At 51.9% G+C, this 13,933-nt stretch carries 9 protein-coding genes; 8 read left to right on the top strand and 1 reads right to left on the bottom strand.

Going from position 1 to position 13,933, the window contains the following annotated elements:
* Positions 1–310: 310 nt before the first annotated feature.
* The 8 genes from DFR47_RS06180 (at position 311) to DFR47_RS06145 (ending at position 11,405) form a co-directional block, all read left to right on the top strand.
* Positions 311–1,876, top strand: a complete 1,566-nt coding sequence (locus DFR47_RS06180) for a phosphomannomutase/phosphoglucomutase (RefSeq protein ID WP_210207267.1) — start codon at positions 311–313, stop codon at positions 1,874–1,876.
* Positions 1,866–4,208 (top strand): AGE family epimerase/isomerase, encoded by a 2,343-nt coding sequence (locus DFR47_RS06175; protein ID WP_113943519.1) that lies wholly within the window; start codon positions 1,866–1,868, stop codon positions 4,206–4,208. The genes DFR47_RS06180 and DFR47_RS06175 overlap by 11 nt, the downstream gene beginning before the upstream one ends.
* A 225-nt stretch (positions 4,209–4,433) precedes the next feature.
* Entirely contained in the window at positions 4,434–5,201 is a 768-nt protein-coding gene (locus DFR47_RS06170) for a DeoR/GlpR family DNA-binding transcription regulator (protein ID WP_113943950.1), read from the top strand.
* Between the two features lie 214 nt (positions 5,202–5,415).
* Entirely contained in the window at positions 5,416–6,942 is a 1,527-nt protein-coding gene (glpD, locus tag DFR47_RS06165; protein ID WP_245416470.1) for a glycerol-3-phosphate dehydrogenase, read from the top strand.
* A gap of 183 nt (positions 6,943–7,125) precedes the next feature.
* Entirely contained in the window at positions 7,126–8,127 is a 1,002-nt protein-coding gene (locus tag DFR47_RS06160) for a GAF domain-containing protein (RefSeq protein WP_113943517.1), read from the top strand.
* Between the two features lie 233 nt (positions 8,128–8,360).
* On the top strand, positions 8,361–9,878 hold the full coding sequence (gene adh / locus DFR47_RS06155) for an aldehyde dehydrogenase (protein ID WP_113943516.1): 1,518 nt from the start codon (positions 8,361–8,363) through the stop codon (positions 9,876–9,878).
* 106 nt (positions 9,879–9,984) lie between these two features.
* On the top strand, positions 9,985–11,019 hold the full coding sequence (locus DFR47_RS06150; RefSeq protein WP_113943515.1) for a zinc-dependent alcohol dehydrogenase: 1,035 nt from the start codon (positions 9,985–9,987) through the stop codon (positions 11,017–11,019).
* 20 nt (positions 11,020–11,039) lie between these two features.
* A complete protein-coding gene (locus DFR47_RS06145) occupies positions 11,040–11,405 on the top strand; it encodes a DUF779 domain-containing protein (protein WP_113943514.1) in 366 nt (121 codons plus the stop codon).
* An 83-nt stretch (positions 11,406–11,488) separates the two neighbouring features.
* Here DFR47_RS06145 and DFR47_RS06140 read toward each other — a convergent pair whose 3' ends face one another.
* Entirely contained in the window at positions 11,489–13,846 is a 2,358-nt protein-coding gene (locus DFR47_RS06140; protein WP_113943513.1) for a glucose/quinate/shikimate family membrane-bound PQQ-dependent dehydrogenase, read from the bottom strand.
* Positions 13,847–13,933 lie beyond the last annotated feature (87 nt).

The raw sequence follows: 13,933 nt of genomic DNA, 5'->3' as shown, positions 1-13,933 counted from the left end.
GCCGGTTAAATGCCGGTTTCAGAAGTAGGGTTTCAGGCGGAAAAACACAGTCATTTAATACAGTTTTCATGTAATGATCTTGATTATGAATTTATAAATAAATCAATATAATCAATTATTTAATATCTAAATTTTCAGATTAAAATCTATTGGATTTCTCCGGTTTTTACAAAATATCACTTGGCAAAAAGAATTTTTCGATCTTATGCTCGGTTCATAACTGCAAATATGATTTTGAGTGAATTTCAACCGTTCGGAGTGCCATCCGTTCAGGTCATGCATGTGCTTTGATTCTTTTCAGGAGCAAATAATGCAATCGACTGCGATCAATATGAAGCAATTGCTTTCCTGTTTTACAGATGAGTCTGTCACTGACGATTCAGTTTTTCTCTCTCCGCAAGGTTTTCGCGAATATGATGCACGGTGGTGGTATGGTTTCTCCGGATCGGATCGTGCGCAGGAGATTAATCTTGCCGGTATCACGGCTGTCGGGGCAGCGCTGGCGCATCTGATGCGGCAACGTGGTGTCGATCCGGCGATTATTGTCGGGCATGATCTGCGCAGTTATTCTTTTGAAGTCAAAACTGCACTGGTTAAAGGGCTGGTTTCCGGCGGCGCGCATGTCTGCGATATTGGTCTTGCCCTGTCGCCTATGGCCTATTACGCGCAATTTGCATTGAATATTCAATCTGTTGCGATGGTCACTGCGTCCCATAATGAGAATGGCTGGACGGGTGTGAAAATGGGTTGCGAACGCCCTTATACTTTCGGGGCTGAGGATATGGCGGAACTGAAAGCCATCGTGCTGGGACAACAGGCCGTATCTGCCACAGGTGGGCACTATAGTTTCATCACTAATGTTGAGAAGCTCTATGCGTCGGCTTTAACAAAAGGGCGATTTTTAAAGCGACGGCTGAAAATTGTGGTGGTTTGCGGCAATGGAACAGCGGGATTATTCGCGCCTCAGATTTTGCGCCGGATTGGTTGTGAGGTTATCGAGGTCGATTGCACGCCGAACTGGAATTTTCCAAAATATAATCCCGATCCGGAAGCGGCTCCGATGCAAAACGCGATGGCTGAAGCCGTGCAGGTCTTTGGCGCAGATTTGGCATTCGGGTTTGACGGCGATGGTGACCGCTGTGGTGTGGCAGATCATGAGGGCAACATTATCTATGCTGACCGCATCGGACTGCTGTTAGCACGGGAGTTTTCACACCAGCATCGTGATGCGCATTTTATTGCCGATGTGAAATCCAGTGGCCTGTTTCACACAGATCCGGTTTTGCAAGCCAATAATGCAACCGTGGACTATTGGAAAACGGGCCATTCTTATATCAAGCGGCGGATGGGAGAGACCCGTGCTCTGGCAGGGTTTGAGAAGTCGGGGCATGTGTTTTTGAATCAGCCGTTGGGGTTGGGTTATGATGACGGTCTGGCCACTGCGATTGCGGTTTGTGAAATGCTGGCAGCGCATCCGGATCAGACACTGGCATCTTTAAACCGACAATTGCCGCAAAGCTTTGCAACGCCGACACTGAATATTCCCTGCTGCGATCATGAGAAATACGGGATTATCGGCCGGATACAGAGCTATTTTTCTGAGCTGGCCAGTACCGGCGGAGTGTTTGCAGGTCAAAGCATCCGTGAGCTTCTTACCATTAATGGTGTGCGGGTTACGGTTGATGACGGCACGTGGGGGCTGATCCGTGCATCTTCAAACAAGCCCGATTTAGTGGTGGTGGCAGAAAGTCCGGTCTCACTTGAGCGGCGCAACGCCATGCTCCAAGCAGTCAATGATGTTTTGGCACGGTTTGAGGCAGGACAACTTCCTGATTTTGAAGGGGCTTTAAGCGGGGGCGGTAGCTATGGCATTTGATCTGGAAAACCGGAAACTCAATGCATCGCGCGGCACAGATTTGCCTTTGTTGAGTTTTGTTATGTGTGGTGGCAGCGGTTCACGTTTATGGCCGCTGTCACGCATGGATAAGCCAAAGCAATTCCACCGGTTGTCGGGTGGAGACAGCTTGTTATCAGCGACTTTAAAACGCCTGCAATCTGCGCCTGATTTGAACAGCAGAATTACAGTGATCGGCGCACAAAACCATCAGATGCAGATTGCAAAAACGATCTCTGCCCGTTCTGACAGCAGCATGATCTTGGAGCCGGTGGCGCGGAATACGGCTGCGGTTGCGGCTCTGGCCACTCTGTCAGCCTTGGCGGATTATGATGATGCACTGATCTTATTATGTCCGGCCGATCATGATATTTCGACTACGGCACAATTCTGCCAGAGCGTGGTGCAGGGCATCCCTGCTGCCAATAGCGGGGCAATCGTAACATTCGGGCTTTTGCCCGAACGTCCGGAAACCGGTTACGGGTATATCGAAGCGGGAGAACCGGAGTGTAACGGCTATAAAATCACCCGTTTCGTCGAAAAACCGGATCATGAAACGGCTTTAGCCTTTATCCGGCAAGGGAATTTTTTCTGGAACGCCGGTATCTTTCTGTTTCGGGCGCGTATCATGCGGGAGATATTTCTGCAATTTGCACCGGATATCTGGCACCATACAGAGCGAGCTTTACAGCATGCTATTTGTTCGGCGGAGGCAGTCACTCTGCCAGAGGACCTGTATCAATCGGTGCCTGCGATTTCGTTTGACCATGCGATTATGGAAAAAGCTGACAGGCGAGTGTTGATACCGGCTTCATTTATCTGGAGTGATCTGGGGTCGTGGCAATCTCTGTGCAAGCTTGAGCAACAGCACGATAATCAGGATGATTGCGGTAATGTTCTGATCGGTGATGTTATCGCGCATGATTGCAGTAATAGCTATATCCGCAGCGAAGCAGGGCTGCTTACTATTTCCGGTTTGAAGGATATGGCTGTCATTGCTTTGAAAGACGCAACATTCATTGCACCGCTTACACAAAGCCATCAGGTGCAGGCGATTGTCAAAGAGCTGATACAGCGCAAGCGTGCAGAATTATACTATGAGCAACCGGTCTATGTGCCGGATATCCATCGTCAGCATATCAAAGACTGGTTGTTTGAAAAGGCGCTGCCCTATTGGGCGATCAAGGGCACAGATCACCGGCATGGCGGTTTTTATGAGAGCCTTTCATTGCAGGGACTGCCGGTCGCAGGGCCGCGCCGGACACGAACGATGGCACGGCAAATCTATGCTTTCGCTAAAGGTCAGCTTGCCGGATGGTCAGGCACATCGGCTGATTTGGTTTCACATGGTCTACTCTTCATGCAGGAGAAAGGACGCAACAGGAGCGGCGGTTGGGCGCAATCTTTCACTGCGGATGGTACGATTGTGGAGGCTCGGGAGAATTTTTACGATCAGACATGCATGTTGCTGGCGCTCAGCTATGCACATCAGGCGGGGCATAATCAGGCTTTACAGCTTGGACAGGAAACATTCGCATTTCTGGATAGCAAACTTGCACATATTGCAGGCGGTTTTTACGAAAACCGCAATGATCGTGATCGCCCGCAGGCCTTGCTGACAAGTAATGCGCATATGCATTATCTGGAAGCCTGCCTTGCATGGCATGAGGTGACCGGAGATGGTGTTTATTTGAGCCGTGCCGATGAGATTGTTGAACTGTGTAAGGACTATTTCTTCGACCGTGATTTTTGGTGTCTGAAAGAATTTTTCCACCGTGGTTGGCGGGATATGTCCGGTGTACGCGGTGAGCATACGGAACCCGGCCATTATTTCGAATGGGCTGCTTTACTGAGTGACTATGCCAACCGCACTGATTGTGATGAAACCCGCCGGATGGCGCACCGGCTCTATAGCTGCGCACTGTCAACGGGTATCAACCGGACAACCGGTCTGACCTATAATGTTGTTTCGCGTGAGGGCAGGCCGGTTGATCGCGGCAGCCGCAGTTGGCAGCAATGTGAGGCAATTAAAGCGGCGATCATGCTTGATGGCTATAATGAGCAGGATCTGAAGCCGGAAATTGAGGCGAGGATTGCCACTTTATTTCGCTGGCATCTTCATCCGGCACCAGAAGGCTTGTGGTTTGATCGTCTTGATGCCCATGGTGCAAATTGTTCAGACCATGTGCCAGCTTCTATTCTCTATCATCTGGTCAGTGCGCTTACCCTGTATTTGCAGCATGCCGAAAAGCCGGAAGTGAAGAAGTGGGTGAATAAACGCAACGTGGCAGAGCGGATAGCAATGCCGATCTGAGATCAATTGTCTGTGGAATTGTGCTGATACGAAACAAACTTATTTGAATCTGATGTTCATCTGCTTGTGTTCAGCCGGTGATTAGTTATCCTGATATACAAAACTGCTTCAGGAAAAGCGAAAACCGGTTTTCCTGAGACGGTTTAAAATAATCAAAGCGGGCGCGGAGGATATATCCGGACGCAGCACGTTGTCCGGTTCATGGGTAAATTCAGGCAGATCTTTATGCAGCACTCTCCGCGTCACCGTGCGATTCTGGAACAGGCCAAGCTGAAAGGGCAGGTGCTGGTTGATGATCTGGCAGAGCAGTTTCAGGTCAGCCCGCAGACAATCCGTAAAGATCTCAATGATTTGTGCCGCGCTCAATTGCTGACACGTACCCATGGCGGCGCACTGTTTCCATCCGGTGTGGAAAATCTGGAATATGAAGCGCGCAGGCAGATTGCAGCCTCGGAAAAACAGGCCATCGGTCAGGCCGCAGCCGAACTGATCCCTGAAGGTGCCTCGCTTTTTATCAATATCGGCACCACCACTGAAGCTGTGAGCCAGCATTTGCTGTCGCATAACCAGCTGATGGTAATTACCAATAATATCAATGTTGCTAGTCGCTTACGGGTTTATTCAGGGCTTGAAGTTATCATTGCCGGTGGTGTGGTGCGTGCCAGTGACGGCGGTATTGTCGGTGAGGCCGCGGTTGATTTTATCCGCCAGTTCAAAGTGGATTATGCAATTATCGGGGTGTCTGCCATTGATGCAGACGGCGCATTGCTCGACTTTGACTATCGTGAAGTGAAGGTCGCACAGGCAATTATTGCCAATGCCCGCCATGTTATTCTGGTGGCGGATTCCACCAAAATGGAGCGTAGCGCGCCGGTACGCATGGGGCACTTGTCGCAAATTGATACCTTCATCACTGATCAATGTATTGAGCCGTCACTGCGCCAGATTTGTGCTGACCATGATGTGCAACTGATCGAGGCTGTTAAACGCTAAGGCTTTGCAGTTTTTTATGCGTCCTTATTTATGTTGAGTTTCGTTTTTTCGCTCGATTTAGTTTCGTTTTTTACTATATTGCTTTCATATGGCGAAAATCGCCGGATTGAAAACGATTCCGGTGCGCCGTTTTTATGTGTCACAGCCGTGTCAATTTACCGTGCTTGAAGTGTTTAAGTATTGAATTGGCATGATTTTCGGCGGAGCTTGCGACGTGGTTGCAAATACGGACTATGATATTTTCATTATTGGCGGCGGTATTAACGGCTGTGGTATTGCGCGTGATGCGGTCGGGCGTGGTTTTCGCACCGGCCTTGCCGAAATGAAAGATCTGGCCAGCGGCACATCATCCCGCGCTACCAAGCTGATTCACGGCGGTTTGCGCTATCTGGAACATTATGAATTTCGCCTTGTGCGTGAAGCCCTGATGGAGCGTGAGGTGATCTGGGCCAATGCCCCGCATCTGGTGAAACCGATGCGCTTCATTCTGCCTTATCATCGCGGCGGTGTGCGTCCGGCATGGTTGTTGCGGTTGGGGCTGTTCCTTTATGACCACATTGGCGGGCGCAAGCTTCTGCCTGCAACACGCACGCTGAATATGAAAACGGATAAGGCTGCGGCACCGCTCAAAGACCTGTTCACCAAAGCTTTCGAATATTCTGACGCATGGGTTGATGACGCACGTTTTGTCGCGCTCAATGCGATGGATGCCAAAGAACGCGGCGCAGAAATCCGTACCCGCACCAAAGTTACCGCCGCACGCCGCGCCGGCGATGTCTGGCATATTACATTGCAGGATTTGCGTACCGGCAAAACCAATGAAGTGACCTCACGCCTGCTGGTTAATGCGGCAGGCCCGTGGGTGGATCGTGTTCTGGCGGGGATGGAAGGTCTGTCCGAGGTGCATAATGTGCGTCTTGTGCAGGGCAGCCATATTATCGTGCGTAAGAAATTTGACGGCGACCGCTCTTATTTCTTCCAGAATAATGACGGCCGTATCATTTTCGCTATTCCTTATGAAAATAATTTCACGCTGATCGGTACCACGGATCAGGACTATCACGGCGATCCGGCGAAAGTGGAAATCACCGAGGCCGAAAGCGATTATCTGTGTTCGGCTGCCAGCGAATATTTCCGTGAGCCGGTTAAGCGTGAGGATATCGTCTGGGCTTATTCCGGCGTTCGTCCGCTCTATGATGACGGTGCGGATAAAGCACAGGAAGCAACACGCGATTATGTGCTGAAAGACGATGCCGGTGAGGGCAAAGCACTGCTGATTAATATTTTCGGCGGCAAAATCACAACCTATCGCCGTTTGTCCGAGCACATGATGCAAAAGATCGAGCATTTTCTCGGCAAAAAAGGCGCACCCTGGACACATAAAGCACCGCTGCCTGGCGGTGATTTTCCGGTACAGGATTTTAGCCGGATGAGTGCAAAATTTGCTGCACATTATCCTTTTCTGACGCCGTCCCATGCGGCACGTCTGTTCCGTATGTACGGGACGCGCGCACAATGGATTTTGGGTAATGCAACGGATTATAAAGACCTTGGCCAGCACTTCGGCGCCGATCTTTATGAAGTTGAAGTGCGTTATATGATGGTGCAGGAATGGGCGCTGACGGCAGAAGATATTGTCTGGCGTCGCAGCAAGCGCGGCTTGGTGCTGACTGCAAACGAGATCGCTGTGCTGGATCAGTTCATGAAAACTGAAACCGGATTTGATGAGAAAGCAGCATAAAACCGGCTCTCTTCCTTTGAATTAAGTTTACACCGCAGCCTGATAAATCAGGCTGCGGTGTTTGCTTTTGCGGTCATAGTTTCTCCTCCTTTCAGTCTCATCCTAATGCTCTTCACAGCAGCATAAATCTGGACTACCATTCTCTGTGCAGACTCTGAGTGAAGCTCTGGAGGAGAGCAAGCAATGAGCATTCAGTCAGGCGAAATATCCGCCGCGGCAGGTCAGTCAGTCTTTAGCGCTCATGCGGAGCGGGTTCACTCTGCCATTCGTGGCAGTGGTGCGGCACGATCCGCGCTAGTCGCCTCATGGCAGCGCTCTGCCCGTTTGCATGGTCTGAAGCCGCAGGATTCCGGCAGACCTCAAACCATCACCGCACAGAGATTACGGGAAGTGCAGGAGCATGTTGAACCGCTGACCCATCTGGCACAGCCGGTGCTGGATCGGTTGTTTCAGTCTGTCGGCGGTATCGGTTGCTGTGTTTTGCTGGCCGACAGTCAGGGTGTTCCCGTCGAACGGCGTGGTGCTGTTGCCGATGATGATGTGTTTCATCAATGGGGTTTGTGGACGGGTGCTGTCTGGAGTGAAGCCTGTGAAGGCACCAATGGCATCGGTACCTGTATTGTTGAGCAGCGTGCGGTGACAATTCACCGTGATCAGCACTTTCATGCCAGAAATTCAGGGCTGTCCTGTTCGGTCGCACCAATCCATGATCATACAGGACGATTGGTTGCCGTGCTTGATGTATCGTCCTGCCGTTCCGATCTGACAGAGGGCTATGCAGGATTAATATTTGCCGCAGTGAATGAAGCGGCACGCAAGATTGAGACAGATTATTTCCGTTATCATTTCCAGAAAGCCCGTATCGTGCTGGCGCCTGTTGCCGAGCATAATAGCGGCGCATTACTGGCAATTGATCGTGATGATATGGTGATCGGTGCCAGCCGCTCAGCACGATTGGCGCTGGGCTTGGGCGAAGACGGGTTGAAAGATCCGGTGCCCGCAGCCGATTTCTTTGGTGTTTTGACCGAGAAAACAACCGATATGGCCGAGGCTGAACGCGGTGTGATTATCCGTGCACTTGCCCGCTCTGAGGGAAAAATTTCCCTCGCAGCTAAGATTTTGGGTATGAGCCGTGCAACTTTGCACCGCAAGCTCAACCGTTTGCAGATCAGACGCAACGACTGAGCCTGTAAGCACACGCGTAAAACATGATGTGGTCTCGGCCAGCATGCGCGGCATTGAAAACTGTCTCTTAAACTGTCTCATTCTTGCGACATAACCGGCAAGAGTTTGTTGTGCAGGCACCGCTGGCCTCATGACAAGCGGGGTGTTTCCCGCAACACTATCTTCGAGTTCAGGCATTCGCATCTGAGGAGAGATGCGAAAGCGATGACCGAAGGAAAACAGGGAGAGAGATAATGAACAAGGTTGAAGTAAGCCGTACTGTTCATCCGAAATTTGCCAAACGCTATGGTAATTTTATCGGCGGCAAATGGGTTGAACCTAAATCCGGACGTTATTTTGAGAATATTTCACCGGTTAACGGGCAGGTTCTCTGTGAGGTTGCCCGCTCTGATGCTGCCGATGTCGAGCTGGCACTGGATGCAGCTCACGCAGCGAAAGACGCATGGGGACGAACCAGCGCCGCAGAACGCGCATTGATCCTCAATAAAATCGCTGACCGCATGCAGGACAATCTGGCACTACTGGCTGAAGTTGAAACCTGGGATAACGGTAAGCCGATCCGCGAAACCACCAATGCCGATATGCCGCTGGCAATTGATCATTTCCGCTATTTTGCCGGTGCGATCCGTGCGCAGGAAGGCGGTATTTCCGAGATTGATCATGATACGGTTGCCTATCATTTCCATGAGCCGCTGGGTGTGGTCGGGCAGATTATTCCGTGGAACTTCCCGATCCTGATGGCCGTGTGGAAGCTGGCACCGGCACTGGCTGCCGGTAACTGCGTGGTGCTGAAACCGGCTGAACAGACACCGGCCTCGATTCTGGTGCTGGCAGAACTGATCGGTGATCTGCTGCCGGCCGGTGTGTTAAATATTGTCAACGGTTTTGGCCTCGAAGCCGGTAAACCTCTGGCTTCCAGCCCACGTATTGCCAAAATCGCCTTTACCGGTGAAACCACCACCGGCCGTCTGATTATGCAATATGCCAGCCAGAATCTCATTCCGGTGACGCTGGAACTGGGCGGTAAATCGCCGAATATCTTCTTTGAAGATGTGACAGCGGAGGACGACGATTATCTCGACAAAGCCATTGAAGGTTTTGTGATGTTTGCGCTCAATCAGGGCGAAGTCTGTACCTGCCCGAGCCGTGCGCTGATCCATGAGAAAATCTACGATAAATTCATGGAAAAAGCACTGAGGCGGGTGGAAGCTATTGTGCAGGGTGATCCGCTTAATCCGGCAACGATGATCGGCGCACAGGCCTCGCAGGAACAGCTGGAAAAAATCCTCAGCTATATGGATATCGGTCGTCAGGAAGGTGCGGAAGTGCTGACCGGCGGTGAGCGTAACCAGCTTGGCGGTGATCTGGCCGGTGGTTTCTATGTGAAGCCGACGGTCTTCAAAGGCCACAATAAGATGCGGATTTTTCAGGAAGAAATCTTCGGCCCTGTGGTTTCGGTCACGACCTTCAAAACGGATGAAGAAGCACTGTCGATCGCCAATGACACGCTTTACGGCCTTGGTTCCGGTGTCTGGACACGCAATGGCAACCGCGCTTACCGCTTTGGCCGTGGTATTCAGGCAGGCCGTGTCTGGACAAACTGCTACCATGCTTATCCGGCACATGCGGCTTTCGGTGGTTACAAACAGTCCGGTATCGGGCGTGAAAACCACCTGAAAATGCTCGATCATTATCAGCAGACCAAAAATATGCTGGTGAGCTACAGCCCTAAAAAACTGGGCTTCTTCTGATAATATCTAAAGGATGATCCGAGGCATTCGGATCATCCTCCTTTCGCAATGCTGACTTCATAAATGGAGCAGAAAGAGTGCCCTCTTTCTGCAATAGGAGAATGTTATGGCAAAGACGATGAAAGCCGCTGTGGTGCGGGAATTCGGAAAACCACTGACAATTGATGAAGTGCCGGTACCGGTGCCGGGCCCGGGGCAAATTCAGGTCGCCATTCAGGCTTCCGGTGTTTGTCACACGGACTTACATGCCGCAGAAGGCGACTGGCCGGTAAAACCAAATCCGCCGTTTATACCGGGTCACGAAGGTGTGGGCTTTGTTTCCGCTGTCGGTGCCGGTGTTAAAAATGTCAAGGAAGGTGACCGTGTTGGTATTCCGTGGCTCTACACTGCTTGCGGCTATTGTCGTCATTGTCTCGGCGGCTGGGAGACCTTGTGTGAATCTCAGGAAAATACCGGCTATTCGGTGAATGGCGGTTTTGCTGATTATGTGGTGGCCGATCCGAATTTTGTTGGTCATTTGCCGAAGAATATTGAGTTTAATGAAATCGCGCCGGTACTCTGCGCCGGTGTGACTGTCTATAAAGGGCTGAAAGTTACCGATACCAAACCCGGTGACTGGATGGTAATTTCCGGTATCGGCGGGCTTGGCCATATGGCGGTGCAATATGCCAAGGCCATGGGGCTGAATGTTGTGGCTGTCGATATTGATGATGCCAAACTTGATCTGGCACGACGGCTTGGGGCGGTGGCAACAGTCAATGCCAAAACCAGTAATGATCCGGCAGCGGAAGTGAAGAAACTGACCGATGGCGGTGCCCAAGGCGCATTGGTAACAGCGGTTTCACCAAAAGCTTTCCAACAGGCGCTGGGGATGATGTCGCGCGGCGGCACAATCGCTTTCAACGGTCTGCCTGCCGGTGAGTTTCCGGTGTCGATTTTCAATATGGTGCTCAATGGCGTAACGCTGCGCGGTTCGATTGTCGGCACAAGGCTGGATTTGCAGGAGTCGATTGATTTTGCCGCTGATGGTAAAGTGAAGGCGACAATCAGCACTGACCGGCTGGAGAATATCAACGCGATTTTCGACAAGATGCGCAAAGGTGAAATCGAAGGTCGTATCGTGATGGATATGACCAAGTAGACCATAAATAGGAGGGTGTCATGACTGAAGCAGATCGTAATGCCGAGACTGCATCGTTGAACAAGGTGACTGCGACACCTGACGCCCTCAAACTGATTGCCGAATTACAGAGCGAATACGGGCCGGTGATGTTTCATCAGTCCGGCGGTTGCTGTGATGGTTCATCGCCGATGTGTTATGCGCAGGGGGACTTTCTGATCGGTGATCAGGATGTGCAACTGGGTGAGATTGGCGGTGCGCCGTTTTATATCAGTCGCTCGCAATATGAAGCATGGAAACATACCGATCTGATTATTGATGTTGTGCCGGGACGGGGCGGTATGTTCTCGCTGGATAATGGCCGTGAAGTGCGTTTTCTGACCCGCTCAACAATTTGTAAAATTTAAATTTTCTCTCCCAAGACACTTTGTAAAACCGTGTGACGTAAAAAAGGGCGGAATTTCCGCCCTTTTTTACGTGTCTGTTTTGCTTATGGCAATTTATAGGACATCACATAATCACCGGCTTTGGTGCCGACTGAACCGTGACCACCAGCCACGATCAGCACATATTGTTTGCCGTCTTTGCCGGTATAGCTCATCGGTGTGGACTGGCCGCCAGCGGGCAGGCGGGTCTGCCAGAGCTGCTTGCCGGTGGTGAGATCATAGGCACGCAGATAATCATCCACAGCCGCACCGAGGAAGGCAACGCCGCCTGCGGTGATCATCGGGCCACCGATACCCGGCACACCGAGTTTCAGCGGAATTGGCACCGGTGCCATATCCTCAACCGTACCGTTTTTATGCTTATAGGCGATCTTGCCGGTACGCAGATCGACACCTGCCACATAACCCCATGGCGGCGACTGGCACGGAATGCCGAGCGGCGACAGGAACGGCCCCATAAATACGCCGTAAGGTGCGCCGTCATTGCGGTTCAGCCCTTGTTCGCTGGCTTTTTCATCTTCACCTTTCGGCGGAATCTGATCCGCAGGCACAAGGCGCGAGGTAAAGGCCAGATAGGTCGGCATGCCGAACATCACCTGACGTTTCGGATCAACCGCTACACTGCCCCAGTTGAACACCCCGAAATTGCCGGGATAGACAATTGTGCCTTGCAGGGAAGGCGGGGTGTAGCGGCCTTCATAGCGCAATGAGCGGAACTGGATGCGGCAGGCGAGCTGATCGAACATCGTCGCTCCCCACATATTAGCTTCCGTCAAGGGGGGCGGGTTGAATGTCAGGCCGGAAAGCGGCTGTGTCGGAGCCGAGAAATCTTCCGGTATTGCACCTTTCGGCGCTGCAACTTCTGTCACCGGAATGATCGGCTCGCCGGTGCGCCGGTCGAGTACATAAATATCGCCCTGCTTGGTTGGCCCTACCAGTGCAGGCACAGCCTGTCCGTCTTTGGTAATGTCGAGCAGTACCGGCTGTGCAGGCACATCCATATCCCACAGGTCATGATGCACGGTTTGGCGCACCCAGCGCACCTGTCCGGTATTCACATCAAGAGCGGTGATGGATGAGGAATATTTCTCCACCGCTTCGCTGCGTCCCATACCGAGCTGATCCGGCACCTGATTGCCGAGCGGTATATAAATCAGACCAAGCTTTTCATCGGCGCTGAAAACTGACCAGCTGTTTGGTGAGTTGGTTGTGTAATGTTCGCCCTCGGCAATCGGTGTGGTGACATCGGGATTGCCGGAATCCCAGTTCCACAACAACTGACCGGTCAGAATGTCGAAGGCGCGGATAACGCCCGACTGTTCCTCAGTCGAGAAATTATCATTCACGGCGCCGCCGACAATAATCTTGCCGTCAATCGCGGTTGGCGGAGAGGTGGAATAATAATAGCCGGACGGATTATATTTCATGCCACGGGTCAGATCGAGCACGCCTTTGTCGGCAAAGCTCTCGCAGATCTGGCCGGTCTTGGCATCCAGTGCAATCAGATGCGCATCCGATGTCGGCAGATAAACCCGCTCATAGCAGGCCTGATCTGCGGCAACGGTCTGGTCTTTCCAATAGGTCACGCCACGGCAGGTCTGGTGCTGGCGCTGTGTATTGGCGCTAACCTCCGGATTATAACGCCATTTTTCCTTGCCCGTATCCGCATCCAGTGCAATGGCAATATTATGCGGGGTGCAGAGATAGAGCGTGTCTTCAATCTTGAGCGGTGTGACCTGATAGGTTGTTTCCGTCACATCCTGCGGCTGGCGCACATCGCCGGTGCGATATTGCCAGGCCAGTTCAAGCTTGGCCACGTTCTCCGGTGTGATTTGCGTGAGCGGAGAGTAGCGCTGGCCATATTGCGTGCGGCCATATTGATGCCATTCACCATCCGGCACAGCATTGCCGGTATCGGGCGCAGCCGCCACTTCTTCTGTCGGCAGGGAGCCGTCAAGATTATGCGGGTCTTTTGAGATTGCAACACCGGCAACAATCAGTGCAGCAGCAATCGCCGCCAGCAAGGGCAACGGGCTGGCATTGCCAGCACGGGCTTCTTCAACAGTGGGTGCAATTTCTCTGCTGGCAGGGCTCAGCGCTTTGCGGATCGGCGGCAGCAACAACCACAGACCGAGCAGCACAATAATGCCGCCGCGCGAACCGAGCGGCCACCAGTCAAAGCCAACCTCATAGATCGCCCAGCCGAGTGTACCGAGAATGATCAGGGCATAGACCCACAGCGCCGCAGCGCGGCGGGTAAAAAGCAAAAAGGCGGTCAGTAAAAAACCGGCCGCGATAATAATGTAATAAAGGCTGCCGCCCAGCAGGGCGAGTTTTATACCACCATAGCCAAGTGCGATACCGATGAACGCAAAGAGGATGGCCGTTAAGGAAACTAACATAGTGCACCCCTTCTTTATTTGATGGGGAAAAATATAGATCAGCAAAGCATATAGGGAAGTGCTGCGTCACATTTATTTGAAGATAGA

The sequence above is a fragment of the Pseudochrobactrum asaccharolyticum genome, from assembly GCF_003314995.1.
Taxonomy (GTDB): Bacteria; Pseudomonadota; Alphaproteobacteria; order Rhizobiales; family Rhizobiaceae; genus Pseudochrobactrum; species Pseudochrobactrum asaccharolyticum.
The sequence above is the reverse complement of the archived record's forward strand: the minus strand, read 5'-3'. Positions and strand labels throughout refer to the sequence as shown.